Consider the following 15852-nt stretch of genomic DNA (forward strand, 5'->3'; position numbering starts at 1 on the left):
TGCGTCCAACCTAGTTGTATATTGTATACAATATGAACGGTAGTTTTTGCTCGGTGAACGTGAGAGCGTTCCGGAATCCCTCTCGATGCCATGGCAAATTGAGCTTGATATACTTGTCTTACCTGCCTACAGATATGTTTCCCATACGGTATACACAACGAAGCGCCGTCCCGTCACCGAGGAGATCCAATTGGACGCACCGCGCAGCTCGCTTAAAGACAACGTCTACGCATACATCGCCGGGCGCATCGACTCAGGCGAGCTCTCTGCCGGAGATCGCGTGAGCGAGCAAGCCATCTGCGATGCCATGGGGGTTTCGCGCACCCCCGTGCGCGAAGCGCTCATCCAGCTCGCAAGCGACGGCTATCTCGACAACCTTCCCCGCCGCGGGTTTCGCGTCCGTGGATTCGACCGCAAGAACGCGCTTGAGGTGTTCGAGGTCATCGCCCCCCTCGACGGGCAAGCGGCGTATCTCGCCTGCCCAAAGCTCGACGAAGACATCCTCTCGCAGCTGCGCTTCCTTGTAGGGTCGATGGATCTCGCCATCGAAAGCCACCTCATGCTGAAATACGACGACCTGCAGCGTGAGTTCCACTCCACCTACGTTCGGCTCTGCGGCAATGACCGCCTTATCAACCTGCTGCACCAACTGGAGCGATGCTTTATCAAACGCGACTACAGCACGGTCGACCGTGAAGAGGCATATCGGCTCCTGCACAAGGCGAACGATGAGCATCGGCATATCCTCGAACTTTTCGAGGCAGGTGACGCTACCGCGGTGCGAGATTATATTCGCGATGTGCATTGGAGTACCGAGAATGCCGAGTTCACCGTGTGGTAGCAGCGCCGAGAGCCACGCAAATAATCCGCCATACATGCACGCCCAGCTGCACAGTGCCCGGAAGAGCATCGGCTGAAGCAAAAATGAGACAGGCCCTACCGCTGTAGCTCAACGGGCACGACGGCTAGACATTGGAGAAGAAGGACTTCCGAATAAAAACGGAGGCCCAGCCAAGTCGGGGCCTCCAAGAGGCGCTCGCTCTAGGATGTCGCAGGTGCTTGCGTGTAGACGCGGATGCCATGGATGCATGCTTTCTTTTGCGCCATGCGGTCGGGAATAAGCGGTGAGCTGCAGTTCAGCCCATGATACTCGCGACACCCCATAGAGATACGATGTTGGCCTCCGAAGTTCGGAAGGATTGCCTCCCACGTTAACCAGCATTAGTACCGGAATTTCAATGATTTGATTACCGGATTTACATAGATGAGACTACCGGAATTTCAGATCATAGATTACCGGATTTGCACGAACACGGATGACGCCGAGAGAAGCGACCTCGCAGCTTCACTCCGGTAAATCGAGCTCTCAAAACGCTGCGGCATATGGCCGCAGATAAACGCGAAGGCCCCCGGACATGCCGGGAGCCTCCCTTGAAATTCTATGCGGCAGGCGCTTACGCGTAGATGCGGGTGCCGGAGAGGCCGGCCATGGTCTCGGCGGCCTTGTCGAGGGCGCCGATGATGCACATGCGGCCCTTGCGGCTGCGCGCGAACTTGATTGCGGCGCGAACCTTCGGCTCCATAGAGCCCTTGCCGAACTGGCCCTCGTCAGCGAGCTTCTCGGCCTCGTCGGCGGTAAGCTCCTCGAGCTCCTTCTGGTCGGGCTTGCCGAAGTTGATGGCCACATGCTCGACCGCGGTGAGCAGGAAGAGCACGTCGGCGTCGCAGTCCTCGGCCAGCAGCTCGCCGCCCAGGTCCTTGTCGATGACGGCGGCGACGCCCTTGTAGCAGCCCTTGTCGTTGTAGTCGCGGACGACCGGGATGCCACCGCCACCGCAGGCGATGACGATGAACTCATTGTCGAGCAGATTCAGGATGGAGTCTGCCTCGACGATCTTCTTGGGCTCCGGGGAGGCGACGACGCGACGCCAACCGCGGCCGGAATCCTCGACGAAGGTCATCTCGGGATGCTCGGCCTTCTGGGCGTCAGCCTGCTCCTTGGTGAGGAACGGGCCGATGGGCTTCGTGGGGTTCTGGAACGCCGGATCATCCGGGTCGCACTCGATCTGGGTCACGACCGTGGCGGCATGCCAGCGCTTATAGCGACGATGCATCTCGCGGCCAATTCCCTGCTGCAGGTGGTAGCCGATGTAGCCCTGGCTCATGGCGCCGCACTCGGGCAGGTCCATGGCCGGGGTGCCGATGGCCTCGTGGGCGGCGGCGAAGGCGTTCTGGATCATGCCGACCTGCGGGCCGTTGCCGTGGGTGATGATGATCTCATTACCCTGCTCGATGAGGCCCAGGAGCGCCTTGGCGGTGTTGTTGACGCGCTCGATCTGCTCCTCGGGCGTGTTGCCGAGGGCGTTGCCGCCGAGGGCGACCACGATGCGGTCGGGCTTGCCGATGGGCTTGGACATATTCGTTCCCTTCCTTCGATTCCAGCTGCCAAACAACCCGCGCTCGAGCGGGTAGGTCTGAGATTATATGCTCCACGTTCGCGTTTTTATTCATTTCTCAACTCGAATTGCGCTAGCAATCGGATGAGCGGTATGTTCTTGCCGCTCAGCGTAAGCACGTGTGGATTTTTCTTTAACCCCACGGTATGGCCTATAAAACCATCGCGTTCGCATCAAATTCGGCCCCATTCGCCCCTGGATGCATGGAACTTCCCTCAGAGCCAACTTTATGCATAGTGGGAATCTTTCATGCACGCTTGCGCTCCCGTGGCCGACACTACCCTACGGGTTCACGCAGTTGATGCGGTCGCCGTCGAGGTAGTGGCGCAGGTTGTCGGTCACAATATCGATCATGCGATGGCGCGTCTCAAAGGGGCACCAGGCGATGTGCGGGGTGAGGTAGCAGTTCTCGACCCCCTCGAGCACCGTGTGGTCGTCGGTCCACTCGGTGTAGGACGCGCGCGCGAGGTCTACCGCATCAACGTCAAGAACCCCAACGACTACCTGCAGATCATCCTCGCGGACAAGATCTACACCCTGAGGAAGGGCTGATGGCCATGGCAGACACGAGCGCAGAACTCACGACCGTCGTCCCGCCCAGCGCGGCTTCGAACCGGAATATCGCCGTGTTCTACCTGCATGGCGGCGGCATGCTCTACGGCGAGCGCGATGATTTGCCCGCACCCTACGTGCGCGCCCTCACGGGCGCTGGGTACACGCTTGTCGCGGCTGATTACCCCCTTGCACCCGAACGCGCGCTGCCCGATGCCCTTGAGTCGCTCTACGCCACGTGGGAAGATGCGATCGCTCGGCGCGTTGAAGCAGGTCAGCTCGATGGGTACTTCCTTTTTGGGCGCTCCGCCGGAGCGTTCCTGTCGCTTATGCTCGCTCGTGAGATTCACCAGCGCTCGCGCGACGAAGGCCCGCTGCCGCAACCGCTCGGCATCCTCAGCTTCTATGGTTACTACGACCTCACCGATCGCGCCTTCCACGACCCGGCAAAGGCATACGTCGCCTTGCCCGCGGTCGCGCAAAGCACGGTTGCCGGCATGATCGGAGACGAACCGGTGACGTCCGGGCCCAAGCCGCTTCGCTACGCGCTCTATGTCTAGGCGCGCCAGCATGAGGGAGCCTGGCTCGACCTGATGGGCCTCGACGCCAGCACGCCCGAACGCACACCCATGGCTTGGTCGCTTACCACCGAGGACATCGCAACGCTGCCGCCGCTTTTTGTGGCAGCAAGCAGCGGTGACGAAGACGTTCCGCTGCGTATTTCGAAGACCCTTGCCCGCTTGGCGCCCCACGCTGTGATGAAGACCGTTTACTTCCTGCCGCATGACTTTGATCGCGACGTCACCGATCCCGCCGGCATGCAGGTCTACCAGCAGGCGCTTGCATGGATGGCACAGCAGGGGTAGGCCGCCCGGCTCATTCGAAACAAGCCGTGGCAGGCGCCGGTTCAACAGCCCCGCCATGGCGCGTCGAGGCGCCGGCCCTCGCGCATCCTTGTCGAAACTGTCCAAATCCGTGGATCTCGATAGACAATTCTCGAATCCCCTTCATCGAGATGCCTAGATATGGACAGAATCGAGCCTTTCAGCAGCAGATATGTCCCGATTGCAGGATCTCGATTTCAGGCAGGGAATCGAGATCCCGGATAACGGACGTTCCATCCGCGGCCGCCTCGACTGTGTTGTCCAGCGCAGTGGCGACGAGCACGCGACCGCCGCTCGGGATGCGCCCTTGGCACAGGCCCTGAATCGGTATAGTAATCAATCCCTCAAATTGACTGTCCCAAGGCAAGCGCTAACCGAGTTGATGCGATTCGCGAGCAAGCTCCACCTGGTCAATCCCGAAAATAGTTCCAATTCGAGGCTCGAACTTATTCGGACGTAGCTAGATAACGCTTCTACTCTTATTTCACATGGTCTCATTCTCGAGATATTCGCGCAGCAACGGCAACTCAAAAGAAACGCTTCCCCTCCTCGGCACCGAAATAACTCCAGCATCGAGTAGGCGCTGCCGATATACACGCGCATAATTTGGAGTCTTGCCCATGCGAGAAGCCACATCTGCGACCTTACTGGGAGCTCCGTGATCTGGGAGCATGGCCTCAAGAAACGCAAGGTCGCCATCGGAAAGCTCCTGGCAGGTCCGCTTCACCACACCAAAGATAAAGTCTTTCCGCGCTTGTTCGGCACCAACCCGTGCTCGCTCTGACGAGATCGTCCTAGATTGTGACGCGGCAGCCCATGCCCGAAACCCGACGAGCTGCACCATATAAGCAAAGCCGTCGGAAGCACTCGTCAATACGTCGAGCGCTTCACTTTCAACCGTTTTGCCCGCCTCGATAATAGTTTCCTCGATTGCATGGCGAACGTCATGTTCAGGAATGCGGCCGAGCTGGTGCTGTGCGGCACGTCGCAAGAACGAAGCGGATCGATCGGACAGCAAAGCCGATATATTCGCAGGTAATCCTGCCATGAACACCGATACGCGCCTGTTTTCCCGAACAAAATGCTGGTAGACAGCAGTGAAATCTATCAGCTCTTCCAGCCTCGGATCAATTTCGTCGATGGTCACCAACAAACCCATGTCGTGTTGCTGTAGCGTATCGAGCAGGTTGTTCATTCGAGTTCGCCAGTTACCGGAAGCAGGCTTTCTGTACTCCCAAGTTGCTCCAAAGAGTGCAGGAACGGTAATGGACGTGAGTCGAGGCCCGCTATGATGGGCAACGTATCGGTCCGCCGCTTCGGTCGCACGCTCGATAATATCCTCAAGCATGCCCGAACGAGCCGTCACGTTCGCCACAACCCACCCCATTGACTCTGCGCGCTGCGCCATATACGCGAGAAGGACCGTTTTACCGATACCTCGAGGCCCCATGAACACGCTGCATAGATTTGGGTCCCCGCCGCCAGACATCAGAGCGGTCTCAAGCTCCTGAATAAGCGCGTCGCGCCCCGCCAACACGGCGGGAATCTTTCCAAACGTTGGAGTGAAGGGGTTGGCTGTTTCCCGCATGGCATCCTCCGTACTCGGCGGCCTACCGTTAGCATACCCGTCGCTAAGGAGACTTTTTTATTTTTTGCTCTTTTTTTTATTTTTTGCTCTTCGAGATTGGAGCCCTTTCCGGACTGTCCCTTGTCGGCAAGACGCCCCCACTATCGCGCATCCTTGTTGAAACTGTCCAAATCCGTGGATCTCGATGGACAATTCTCGAATCCCCTTCATCGAGATGCCTAGATATGGACAGAATCGAACCTTTTGGCAGCAGATATGTCCCGATTGCAGGATCTCGATTTCAGTCAGGGAATCGAGATCCCGGATAATGGACGTTCCATCCGCGTCCGCCTCGGCGCGGACCTACCGGCACTCGAGCATCAGCAGAAAACGGGCGCGGACCCCATGGTCCACGCCCGCATGAACGTCACGCTATTGTTCTACTACCAGTATCAGAAGGGTCAGCTGCCCTTACGCCCAGGCCTCACGGCCCTTAAGCGCTTTGAGGCCGATGTCATGGCGAAGGGTCTTGCCCTCGAAATCGATCTTCTCGCAGGCGGCATATGCGAGGTCGCGGGCCGCCTCGAACGTGTTGCCCAGCGCGGTGACGGCGAGCACGCGGCCACCGGACGTCACGAGCGCGCCGTCCTCGCGGACCGCGGTGCCGGCATGGTAAACGGTGACGCCCTCCATGGCCTCGGCATCCTTGACGCCGGTGATGACCTTGCCCTTCTCGTACGATCCGGGGTACCCGGCGCTCGTTATCACCACGGCGACCGCCCACTCGTCGCGCCACGCGAGCTCGATCTCGTCCAAGCGCTGCTCAGCGCAGGCGAGCATGACCTCGACCAGATCGTTCTCAAGGCGCGGCAGGATGACCTGGGTCTCGGGATCGCCGAAGCGGGCGTTGAACTCAAGCACCTTGGGGCCCTCGGGGGTGAGCATGAAGCCGCCGTAGAGGCAGCCGCGGTAGTCGATGCCCTCCGCCGCGAGCTCGGCGACGGTGGCGGCCATGGCGTCTTTCATGGCGGCGAGCTCGTCGTCGGTCACGATGGGAACCGGGCTGTACACGCCCATGCCCCCGGTGTTGGGACCGCGATCGCCCTCAAGGGCGCGCTTGTGGTCCTGTGCCGTGGCCATGGGGCGCACGGTCTTGCCGTCGGTGAAGGCGAGAAGCGAGCACTCGGGACCGGTCAGGCACTCCTCGATGACCACCGTGGAGCCCGCGGAGCCGAACGCACCGGCGAAGCACTCATGCACGGCTTCCTCGGCCTCGGCAAGCTCGGTAGCCACGATGACGCCCTTGCCGGCGGCGAGGCCATCGGCCTTCACCACGACCGGGGCGCCCTGCTCACGCACGTACGCGAGCGCGGACGCCTCGTCGGCGAATGAGCCGTAGGCAGCCGTCGGCACGCCCGCGCGACCCATAAGCTCCTTGGAGAAGCGCTTTGAACCCTCGACCCGGGCACCGGCGGCCCCGGGGCCGAAGCACGGAATGCCTGCCGCGCGCACGGCATCGGCAACACCGGCGACGAGCGGCGCCTCCGGACCGATCACCACGAGGCCCACTCCCGTCTCGCGAGCGAAGTCGGCAACCTGCTCGGGATCGTCCTCGGCGAGCGCCACGTTCTCGCCCACCTGGGCGGTGCCCCCGTTGCCCGGCGCGATGTAGAGCGTTCCGCACAGCGGGCTCTCGGCAAGCTTCATCGCAAGCGCATGCTCGCGGCCGCCGCTGCCCAAAAGCAGGATGTCGATGGTCTGATGGTCAACGGTCATGGCTCCTCCTCCCGCCGGCAGTGCCCCGGCTTAGAACTTCGGCGTCAGGTACTCGGCGATGCCGTCGAGCTCAGGGTTGTGGAACTCCTCCGGATAGGCGAAAAGCCCCACCGCCCCCAGGCCAACGTGCGTCGCGATGGTGGGGCCGATGGTCGCCACCGTGAGGCAGCGCATCGGCGCCTGCGAGCGCTCAAGCGCCTCTTCCATGTAATCGAGCGCCTTGTAGGCCTTGGTATGCAGCTTGTAGTACACGAGCGGGCCCATCTCGTCCGCCTGCTCGCCCATGAGCTTCACGATGTGGGAAACGGCGTTCTTCATGCCCTTCGCCTTATGGAGCACCTCGATCGCGCCCGTCTCGGTGAGCGAGACCTCGATCTTGATGTTGAGCAGCGAGGTCGCCATCCCCTGGAACTTGCTTGCACGACCGCCCTTTACCAGGTTGTCGAGCGAATCGGGAATGAAGTAGATGCGGCCCGTGCGTCGGATGGCGCCCACGCGCTCGAGCGCTTCCTCGATGCTGCCGCCCGCCTGCGCGCAGCACGCAGCCTCGAGAACCATGGCACCCTGCTCGACCGTGGCGCAGCAGGAGTCGAAAACCTCGATGCGCGCGCCGCGCTCCTGCGCGATGTAGGCGGCAGCGCCGCGGGCGCACTCGCAGGTACCCGAGAGGGCAGCCGAGAGATGAATCGAGAGGATCTGCGTGTAGCCCTCGTCGATAAGCGAGCTGTACACGGCAAGGAAATCAGCCGGCGCAGGCTGCGAGGTGATAGGCAGCTCTTCGACACGCTCCAAGCGATCGAGGAACTCAGCGATCTCGATATCCACGCCGTCTGCATACTCGGTAGTACCGAAGGTCACGTGCAGCGGCACGACCCTGATGCCGTACTTCTCGACAAGCGAAGCCGGCAGATCGGCTGCGCTGTCGGTGACGATGGCGAACTGGTTCATGTGGCGTTCCTTGAACAGATGATCTGACGTACCAGAAGCGTTGTCTTGCTCGCTGGGCGATCCTACCAAGAGCGCATGATGGTCTGGTCGCGATCGGGGCCCACGGCGACGATCGACACGCGCGTCTTGGCGAGATCCTCGATGAACGAGACGTAATCGCGGGCCTCGACCGGCAGGTCCTCGAAGCGACGGCAACCGGTGATATCCACCTTCCAACCGGGCAGCTCCTCGTAGACGGGTACTGCGGACGCGAAGCGGCTCTCGTGCTCGGGAATCGTGGTGTAGCGCTCGCCGTCGACGTCGTAGGCGACACAGACCTTGATGGTATCGAAGGCGGAGAGCACGTCGAGCTTGGTGAGGGCGATGTCGGTGAGGCCGTTCACGCGGGCGGAGTAGTTCGCGATGACGCCGTCGAACCAGCCGCAGCGGCGGCGACGGCCGGTGGTCACGCCGTACTCAAAGCCCTGCTCGGTGAGGATATGACCCTCCTCGGTCTCATAGGCGAGCTCGGTGGGCATGGGGCCGGAGCCAACGCGCGTGATGTAGGCCTTCATGATGCCCAGCACGCGGTCGATGTTCTTCATGCCCACGCCCGAACCGGTCACCGCGCCGCCGGCGGTGCAGTTGGAAGAGGTCACGAACGGATAGGTTCCGTGGTCGATGTCGAGAAGCGTTGCCTGGGCGCCCTCGAAGAGGATGGACTTTCCCTGCTCTAGGAGGTCGTTCAGCAGAAGGCCGCTCTCGCAGATGTAAGGACGCAGGCGCTCGGCGTAGCCCAGGTACTCGTCGGCGATCTGGTCGACCGTGAAGGTGGGCAGGCCGAAGATCTTCTCCAGCTGCGGGTTCACGCGGTCGAGCACGCGGCCGAGCTTGTCACGGAAAACGCCTTCGTCGAGCAGGTCCTGCATGCGCAGGCCGATGCGCGCCATCTTATCCTGGTAGCACGGGCCGATGCCGCGCTTGGTGGTGCCGATGTTGTGGCTGCCCAGGAGCTCCTCGTAGGCGCCGTCGAGCACCATGTGGTACGGCATGATGACGTGTGCGTTGCCCGAAACCTTGAGGTTGGCGGTGGAGATGCCGTCGCCCTCGAACATATCGATCTCTTCGAGCAGGACCTTGGGGTTCACCACGCAGCCGTTGCCGATAACCGAGATGCAATCCGGATACATGATGCCCGATGGCACCTGGTGGAGGCCGTACTTGCGCTCACCCACCACGATGGTGTGGCCCGCGTTGTTTCCGCCCTGAAAGCGAACGACGCAATCGAAATCAGGGGCGATCAGATCGCAGATCTTGCCCTTGCCCTCGTCGCCCCACTGGGTTCCCACCAGCACTGCCGAGCCCATGCTCAACTCCTATCAATCGTGCGCGCCAAGACGACGTGCGCGGGCGCGCGTAACACAACGTTTCCATTATATCCGCTCACGTAAACCACCGTGTCCGGATACCGTTCCTTCACGTTGACAGCGGATGCGCCAAACGTCAAACCCAACCGGTACCGGGCGTCGCTATTCCTCGTGGAAACCGTCCAGCTCGTAGAACTTAGTCGACTGCGGCACGAACGCGAGGTCCACGTCACCGATGGGGCCGGAGCGGTTCTTCGCGACGATGACACGGGTGACGCCCATCTCGGGGCGGTCGTCGCGCGAGGCCTCTTGCTCGTCTGCCGAGCGGTCGAGGAACATGACGATGTCGGCGTCCTGCTCGATCGAGCCGGACTCACGCAGGTCAGAGAGCTGCGGCTTCTTGCCGGTACGGCTCTCTACGGCACGACTGAGCTGCGAGAGCGAAATCACCGGCACGCCGAGGTCCTTCGCAAGGATCTTGAGGCCTCGGCTCATCTCGGAAACCTCGACGGAGCGGTTCTCGGCACGACGTCCCGCTGGGGGGCTCACAAGCTGCAGGTAGTCCAAGATGATGATGGCGCGCTCCTTGTTGTGGAGCATGCGGCGCGCCTTCGCGCGAATCTCGGTGATCGTGGTTCCGGGCGTATCGTCGATGAGGATGTCGAGCTTGGAGAGCTCCTGGGTCGCCTCGTTGATGTTGGCCCATTGCTCGGGCGAGATGCGTCCGGTACGGAAATCAGAGATGGAGAGCATCGCTTGGGCGCAGATAAGGCGCTGAGCGATTTCCTTGCCGCTCATCTCCAGCGAGAAGAAGCCCACGGTGTAGCCCTCCGCCGCGGCGTTGAGCGCCAGATTGAGCGCGAAGGACGTCTTGCCCACGGCAGGGCGAGCGCCGAGGATAATGAGCTGGCCCTCGCGCAAGCCCAGCAGCAAGCGATCGAGGCTCGGGAAGCCCGTCGGCACGCCATGCGCCTGGCCTCCCGCAGCGCAGACCTCGGACGCCTCGTTATAGGCCTCGACCATGAAGTCGGTGAGCGTGCGATAAGCGCTCGAGACCTCGCGGTCCGTAACCTTGAGCACGAGGCTCTCGGCCTGCTCGACCGCTTCCTTGGCATCGAGCGGCGCATCGTACGCGAGATCGCTGATCTTACCCGCTGCGAAGATCAGCTCGCGCAGCAACGAGTCGCGACGCATGATCTCGGCATGGTGCTGCCAGTTGACAAGGGAGATGGTATTGCCCACCAACTCCAGAATGTAGGCCTCCCCGCCCACGGCGCTGAGCTTGCCTTGCGAGTTCAGGTAATCGAGCACCGAGATCGAGTCAACGGGAATGCCGCGCTCGTTCATCGAGACCATCGCCTCGAAGAGCTCGCGATGCGCGGGGCGATAGAAGTCGTCGATTCTGAGCGCCGAAACGGCGTCATCGATGACCTCGGGCGATAGAAGCATGGCGGAAAGCACGTTCGCTTCGGCTTCGGTGTTGTTGGGAAGCCCTTGGTGGGCGCCGCGGTCAATCGAACCGCTCATGTAGTCACCCGGCATCGCGCTCATCCTCTCCTCGTGCGTCGCGGGCCATCAATGGTAGAACATCCGGGGTCCTGTGCGGGCCGCAGTTCGCGGCCATTTTAGCAGCGTGAACTTTCAACACGCCGATGTGGAGAATACGAGCGCCTCATTCTGCGGCGCATCGCGTTATCAACGTTTTCCACATTTTTGTCGTTGCAGTAGCTTGAGTTTTCCACAGCACCTTTGACTACCTGCTGTTATTCAGCGCTAGCATGATACTTGCAGTGCATTTACATTCCGATAGTTGTTCATTATGTGAAGGCGCAGGTAGATGCATTAGTTCTATACATTGCGCAGGACAGAGCTTACAAACCGGAGGCGATGCATGGTTGAACCGTTCGTGGATTACCCTCGCTTCCTAAGCGTCTCCCGAAGCGTTATCCCCATTCCACCTGTGGATTTCTTACTCTTGGAAAAAGTCAAGAGAAACTTTCAAGTTCTTCTTGAAAGTTGGCGCCTGTGTATGAAAGACCATGCAGCAGCAGCCATGTCGCACGTGCGACTCGCGTGATGCGGCTCCCGCTGCGCGCCGCTCATGCAAAGGGCCCGCACCGCGCAGGGAGCGCGATACGAGCCCCAAGGGACGAACCGGCAGCCCGTCCCCGCTATGCGAGCAGAACGCTACTCAGCGGCCTCCTCGGTCGCCTCAACGGCCTCATCCTCGGCCTCGACAGCCTCCTCGGCCTCCTCGGCAGCGGCCTCCTCGGCGGTGATGCCTACGAGGACCACTACGTTGGCGCGAATCTCGCGATACAGCGAGATGGCGACCTCGTGGGCACCGGCGACCTTGATGGGCTTACCGAGCTCGACGCGCTTGCGGTCGACCTCGACGCCCAGCTGATCCTTGATGGCATCCGCGATCATGGCGGCGGTCACGGAGCCGAAGAGGATGCCCTCGTCGCCAACCTTCACGTCGACCGTGATCTGCTTGCCCTCGAGGGTCTCCTTGACCTTGTTGGCATCGGCGATGCGCACGGCCTCGCGCTTCGCGATGTTGTTACGGCGCTCCTCGAGCTGCTTCAGGTTGCCCTTGGTAGCCGCAACGGCGAGTTTCTTAGGGAACAGGTAGTTCTCGGCGTAGCCCTGAGCGACCTCTACGACATCGCCCTCTCCACCTTTGCCCTTGATCTCACCAAGAAGAACGACTTTCATGAGATCTCCTATCCTGCGCACTGCATATGGCAGCGCATTACTTATCTTGTGCCTCCGTGCGCGCGTCGTTCCGCGGAAGCTTGCGGAAGTTCGCCCACACATCGACGAGGCCGACGATGCTCAGAAGGAACATCGCCTCCAACCATACCGCGATCACGATGGCCACCGCGCGGATGAAGCACCCGAGCCGCCACCGGTCCATGAGCCCGAACAGCACCCCGAAGCCCTGGAGCGCGAAGATGAACCTCACGCTGAGGAGCAGGGTTACCGACGCGGCGAGCAGGAGCTCCGCCCCGTTGCCCATGGCCTGGGCGACGGCAATGCCCACGATCGAGGCTGCTAGAAGCACCACCGCCCACAGCGGAGCGTCGAACCGGGCGATCTTTGGCATCCTGGCCGGGGGCATCCCCTGCTGGGACGCGAAGCCCGGCGCGCCGCGCTGCGCTCCCCAAAAGGAGCCGAGTCCCGCCATCCCGACATCGATCAGGGCCGTCATCACATAGACGAACGGCCAGACCGCGCGGAAGATTGGCTCGGCAGTCGCTACAACCAGGTCGCCCTGGATGCTGGTGCCCACAGAGAGGCGCGACGCCTCCACAAGGAGCGCCGGCATGGCCTTCGTGACGTCCATCCCCTGCATGGCGAGGGAGATACCGTCTATGGCCAAGCCAAGCGCTGCGCATACGGCGACCGTGACGCTTACCGCAAGCACCGTTGCCCGCCGCGCCCACATGAGGGCGGCAATGACAAAGCCCGCGCATGCGGGAACAAGCGCCGTTGGCAACACACCCAGCTCAAGCAGCACCGCTGCGAGCACCAAGCCCACAGCAGCGGCACCAAAACTCGGTATAAACGACCGCGCACCGGAGCGCTCGGCTTGCACCCTCACGCCAAAGGCGAGAAACAGCGTGCCGAGCATGCCGCCCCAAGCCGCAATCAACGCCGCGATAGCAATCTCGGCGTACCACAGGGCCCCATCCTTATGGGGAACCCCGGCGGGAAAGATCCCTGTTTGCGGCGTGTCGCGACGGTCGTTGGGAGTCATCGTGTAACGCTCGCGGAAGGCTAGTCGCGGTTGCGGTTACCGCGCGAGGACACCACGGGGACGGCGTACGGCAGAAGAGCCATCTCGCGGGCGCGCTTGATCGCGTTCGCGATGTCGTGCTGGTGCTGCGTGCAAGCGCCAGTGACGCGGCGCGGCTTGATCTTGCCGCGATCGGTCATGTACTTGCGAAGGAGCTGCGTGTCCTTGTAGTCGATGTACTCGGTGTGCTCCTTGCAGAACTGGCAGTACTTACGACGCGGCTGACGTGCGGAGTAATCATTAGCCATGTCAAAACACCCTTCGTTTTGCGCGGGCGTCTGGCGCCAGCGCACTCATTCGGCCAAGCCCTAGAACGGAATGTCGTCGTCGTAGACGTCATTCACCTGCGGCGGGGCCTGGACGGGCGCCTGGGATCGCGGCGCGGACTGCTGGCCATAGCCCTGGGATGAAGAGCGGGGAGCATAGCCGTCCCCCGAACCCTGCTGGCCGCGCGACATGAACTCGATTTCATCGACGATGACCTCGAGCTTGCTGCGGCGCTGGCCGTCACGCTCCCAAGAGCTGTAGCGAAGCTTGCCCTCAATCGCGACCTTGGAGCCCTTGCTGAGGTAGCGGCTTACCGCTTCCGCACGCGTGCCGAACATGGTGCAGTCGACGAAGTTGGGATAGTCCTCCCAATCGCCCGTCTGCGGGTTGCGCCGGCGGTCGTTCACTGCCACGCCAAACGAGAGCACCTGGGTGCCACCGCTCGTCATGCGCAGCTCCGGATCACGGGTGAGATTGCCGGAGATGTTAACTCGGTTGATGCTCATGTGACTCACTACCTCTCGTGCTGGGGAGCGCGTCCCGCGCGGGAGCCTCCCCTGAGGCGCTTTCGCGCCCCGTTCCATACCAGCGTGTTACTCCTTGTCGTCGCGACGGACGATCATGTGGCGCTCCACCGCGTCGGTGATGCGCAGAACACGATCGAGCTCCGCGATGGAAGCGGGCTCTGCATGGAAGTTGATGAGGGTGTAGTCGCCTTCGGTGAGGTCGTTGATCTCATAAGCGAGCTTGCGCTTGCCCCACTCGTCAACGTTGTCAACCTTGCCATTGCTCTCGGCGATGGTGGTGTCGATACGCTTCATCACCGCGAGACGGGTCTCGGGATCGAGGGAAGGATTGACGAAGAACAGCAGTTCATAGGCCTTCATGTGGTCACCTCCTCTGGACATACGGCTTCAGGTCGTGAAGGTGCGCCCGAAGCAGGAAAGGACTCAGTTACTATAGCCGCTCGGGCTGCTGGACACAAGAAGGCGCAGCTACGCCATCATGACTCCACACATCTCACGCCGCTCCCTGTATGCATATTGCCCCGACACCCCAACCATCTTCTCGCCGGAGCCTCCCGCATATCCAACCGGAACCCAACAAGAACCCTTCTCCGTTCTTGCTTATGCTGGTAGCAGCCGGCGCCAAAGGTGCACTGGTGAACACGGCAGCCGCGATGCAGCGGACGATCACACGTGGAATCCATACTTATATGGAACGGGAAGCGTGGCTGCGGAAGCAAACCTCGAGCGCCTTATACGCCTGCGCTACCTTCTTGCTGCCTAAACCCTTTGCACGCAGGCACGCCGTCGGGAAGCGGATCGCACGAGTTGCCCCAGCGCCACACCTCGAAGCGACGGAACCACGTAGCCATGACGTGCACCACCGCGAGCTGCATGCACACCGCAAGGGCGCCCAGCACGAACTGCAAGGCTATCGTTCCAATCGACACAACCAGCATGACAGAGGGCTCGAGGGAGAAGAGGCCGTTGAGGAATGCCCTACCGTTGAATAGCAGCTGCCCATGCCCATGGTGCAGCGCGAACACTGCAAAGCCGGCCCTCGTCGCCATGCCGACGGCAGTCGTCGATACAAGATACACAAGGACCATCGCCACGCTGCCCGCGGCAACGGCTAGCACCGTGCGCGCGAAGCCGCCGGGATCGCGACCCACCATCTGCGTTATCCGGTCAAGGCGCCATCCCGCAGAGAAAGCGTCGTAGAGCGTGGCGCGAAGCACCGCTGCGATAAGTATGGCAACGAGCACCACGCCGATCACCCAGGCGATAGCGCCGAGGACATCGATGCGATACACGGGTTCGTCCGCAAGCCAAGAGCCGCGGGGCCAAACCCCGGACGGGGAGAAGGTCACGCCGCGCCCGTCGAACGCCCAACCGAGCGCCGACCCAAAGACGATGGCCATAAGAACCTGGATGATGAATGCCCGAGCACCTGTTTTGAGGAGCTTGCTGTAGTTGATGCTCTCCCAACGCGGAGGCTCATTCGATCCCCAAGCAGCGAACCTGCCCCATTCGAGCGCGCAGCCCATCACGGCGATCTGCCCAGCAATGGGAATCCAGCTCATCAAGGTGAGCAGCGCAATCGGCTTCCACCAACCCTGAGAAGAGGTGAGCGTACGCCATGATGCCAGAAGACCGAAGCTCTTTGTCTCCATCGCTCCTCCCATCTGCACGCTCACTTGATACAAGCAAACCCCGCTCGAATATCCGAACGGGGTCCTACGAATCAG

Annotated in this window: 17 protein-coding genes; 4 read left to right on the top strand and 13 right to left on the bottom strand. The window is 61.5% G+C overall.

The window, feature by feature from the left end:
• The first annotated feature begins 190 nt into the window (after positions 1-190).
• Positions 191-841, top strand: coding sequence for a GntR family transcriptional regulator (locus C1717_RS09420; protein ID WP_102372914.1), 651 nt, complete (start codon positions 191-193; stop codon positions 839-841).
• A gap of 613 nt (positions 842-1454) precedes the next feature.
• On the opposite strand, the gene arcC is transcribed toward C1717_RS09420, so the two are convergent.
• The gene (gene arcC, locus C1717_RS09425; RefSeq protein WP_102372915.1) at positions 1455-2417 is read right to left on the bottom strand and encodes a carbamate kinase; all 963 of its coding nucleotides are present in this window, start codon (positions 2415-2417) and stop codon (positions 1455-1457) included.
• A 321-nt stretch (positions 2418-2738) separates the two neighbouring features.
• Positions 2739-2882: a hypothetical protein gene (locus tag C1717_RS10630; protein WP_180965913.1), complete on the bottom strand. Its 144-nt coding sequence runs from the start codon at positions 2880-2882 to the stop codon at positions 2739-2741.
• Positions 2883-2885: 3 nt separating this feature from the next.
• Between C1717_RS10630 and C1717_RS10930 the strand changes: the two genes are divergently transcribed.
• The 3 genes from C1717_RS10930 to C1717_RS10865 are packed head-to-tail and all read left to right on the top strand — an operon-like array spanning position 2886 to position 3874.
• Positions 2886-3008 (top strand): hypothetical protein, encoded by a 123-nt coding sequence (locus tag C1717_RS10930; RefSeq protein ID WP_281255285.1) that lies wholly within the window; start codon positions 2886-2888, stop codon positions 3006-3008.
• Positions 3009-3013: 5 nt separating this feature from the next.
• Positions 3014-3568 carry an alpha/beta hydrolase gene (locus tag C1717_RS10860; RefSeq protein WP_245859617.1) on the top strand — a complete coding sequence of 185 codons (555 nt, stop codon included), beginning with the start codon at positions 3014-3016 and terminating at the stop codon, positions 3566-3568.
• 33 nt (positions 3569-3601) lie between these two features.
• Positions 3602-3874 carry a hypothetical protein gene (locus C1717_RS10865; RefSeq protein ID WP_245859618.1) on the top strand — a complete coding sequence of 91 codons (273 nt, stop codon included), beginning with the start codon at positions 3602-3604 and terminating at the stop codon, positions 3872-3874.
• A 502-nt stretch (positions 3875-4376) separates the two neighbouring features.
• Here the strand turns inward: C1717_RS10865 and C1717_RS09440 are convergent.
• The 11 genes from C1717_RS09440 to C1717_RS09490 form a co-directional block, all read right to left on the bottom strand.
• Positions 4377-5480 (bottom strand): ATP-binding protein, encoded by a 1104-nt coding sequence (locus tag C1717_RS09440; RefSeq protein WP_102372917.1) that lies wholly within the window; start codon positions 5478-5480, stop codon positions 4377-4379.
• A gap of 450 nt (positions 5481-5930) precedes the next feature.
• Positions 5931-7235 carry a phosphoribosylamine--glycine ligase gene (purD, locus tag C1717_RS09445; RefSeq protein WP_102372918.1) on the bottom strand — a complete coding sequence of 435 codons (1305 nt, stop codon included), beginning with the start codon at positions 7233-7235 and terminating at the stop codon, positions 5931-5933.
• Positions 7236-7265: 30 nt separating this feature from the next.
• Positions 7266-8183 carry a DegV family protein gene (locus tag C1717_RS09450; RefSeq protein WP_102372919.1) on the bottom strand — a complete coding sequence of 306 codons (918 nt, stop codon included), beginning with the start codon at positions 8181-8183 and terminating at the stop codon, positions 7266-7268.
• Between the two features lie 62 nt (positions 8184-8245).
• The gene (locus C1717_RS09455) at positions 8246-9529 is read right to left on the bottom strand and encodes an adenylosuccinate synthase (RefSeq protein ID WP_102372920.1); all 1284 of its coding nucleotides are present in this window, start codon (positions 9527-9529) and stop codon (positions 8246-8248) included.
• A gap of 162 nt (positions 9530-9691) precedes the next feature.
• Entirely contained in the window at positions 9692-11071 is a 1380-nt protein-coding gene (gene dnaB / locus C1717_RS09460) for a replicative DNA helicase (protein ID WP_102373123.1), read from the bottom strand.
• Positions 11072-11716: 645 nt separating this feature from the next.
• Positions 11717-12247: a 50S ribosomal protein L9 gene (gene rplI / locus C1717_RS09465; RefSeq protein ID WP_102372921.1), complete on the bottom strand. Its 531-nt coding sequence runs from the start codon at positions 12245-12247 to the stop codon at positions 11717-11719.
• 37 nt (positions 12248-12284) lie between these two features.
• A complete protein-coding gene (locus C1717_RS09470) occupies positions 12285-13292 on the bottom strand; it encodes a YybS family protein (RefSeq protein WP_102372922.1) in 1008 nt (335 codons plus the stop codon).
• Between the two features lie 20 nt (positions 13293-13312).
• Positions 13313-13579, bottom strand: a complete 267-nt coding sequence (rpsR, locus tag C1717_RS09475; RefSeq protein WP_102372923.1) for a 30S ribosomal protein S18 — start codon at positions 13577-13579, stop codon at positions 13313-13315.
• A gap of 60 nt (positions 13580-13639) precedes the next feature.
• The gene (locus C1717_RS09480) at positions 13640-14104 is read right to left on the bottom strand and encodes a single-stranded DNA-binding protein (RefSeq protein WP_102372924.1); all 465 of its coding nucleotides are present in this window, start codon (positions 14102-14104) and stop codon (positions 13640-13642) included.
• Positions 14105-14191: 87 nt separating this feature from the next.
• Positions 14192-14485 carry a 30S ribosomal protein S6 gene (gene rpsF / locus C1717_RS09485; RefSeq protein WP_102372925.1) on the bottom strand — a complete coding sequence of 98 codons (294 nt, stop codon included), beginning with the start codon at positions 14483-14485 and terminating at the stop codon, positions 14192-14194.
• 371 nt (positions 14486-14856) lie between these two features.
• On the bottom strand, positions 14857-15777 hold the full coding sequence (locus tag C1717_RS09490) for a DUF4013 domain-containing protein (protein WP_180965914.1): 921 nt from the start codon (positions 15775-15777) through the stop codon (positions 14857-14859).
• Positions 15778-15852 lie beyond the last annotated feature (75 nt).

Source organism: Enorma phocaeensis (genome assembly GCF_900186505.1).
Lineage (GTDB): Bacteria > Actinomycetota > Coriobacteriia > Coriobacteriales > Coriobacteriaceae > Enorma > Enorma phocaeensis.

Coding starts and splice junctions, on each gene's coding strand:
- arcC (WP_102372915.1), bottom strand. CDS start 2,417: ATGTCCAAGCCCATCGGCAAGCCCGACCGCATCGTGGTCGCCCTCGGC.
- C1717_RS10860 (WP_245859617.1), top strand. CDS start 3,014: ATGGCAGACACGAGCGCAGAACTCACGACCGTCGTCCCGCCCAGCGCG.
- C1717_RS10865 (WP_245859618.1), top strand. CDS start 3,602: ATGGGCCTCGACGCCAGCACGCCCGAACGCACACCCATGGCTTGGTCG.
- C1717_RS09440 (WP_102372917.1), bottom strand. CDS start 5,480: ATGCGGGAAACAGCCAACCCCTTCACTCCAACGTTTGGAAAGATTCCC.
- purD (WP_102372918.1), bottom strand. CDS start 7,235: ATGACCGTTGACCATCAGACCATCGACATCCTGCTTTTGGGCAGCGGC.
- C1717_RS09450 (WP_102372919.1), bottom strand. CDS start 8,183: ATGAACCAGTTCGCCATCGTCACCGACAGCGCAGCCGATCTGCCGGCT.
- C1717_RS09455 (WP_102372920.1), bottom strand. CDS start 9,529: ATGGGCTCGGCAGTGCTGGTGGGAACCCAGTGGGGCGACGAGGGCAAG.
- dnaB (WP_102373123.1), bottom strand. CDS start 11,071: ATGCCGGGTGACTACATGAGCGGTTCGATTGACCGCGGCGCCCACCAA.
- rplI (WP_102372921.1), bottom strand. CDS start 12,247: ATGAAAGTCGTTCTTCTTGGTGAGATCAAGGGCAAAGGTGGAGAGGGC.
- C1717_RS09470 (WP_102372922.1), bottom strand. CDS start 13,292: ATGACTCCCAACGACCGTCGCGACACGCCGCAAACAGGGATCTTTCCC.
- rpsR (WP_102372923.1), bottom strand. CDS start 13,579: ATGGCTAATGATTACTCCGCACGTCAGCCGCGTCGTAAGTACTGCCAG.
- C1717_RS09480 (WP_102372924.1), bottom strand. CDS start 14,104: ATGAGCATCAACCGAGTTAACATCTCCGGCAATCTCACCCGTGATCCG.
- rpsF (WP_102372925.1), bottom strand. CDS start 14,485: ATGAAGGCCTATGAACTGCTGTTCTTCGTCAATCCTTCCCTCGATCCC.
- C1717_RS09490 (WP_180965914.1), bottom strand. CDS start 15,777: ATGGAGACAAAGAGCTTCGGTCTTCTGGCATCATGGCGTACGCTCACC.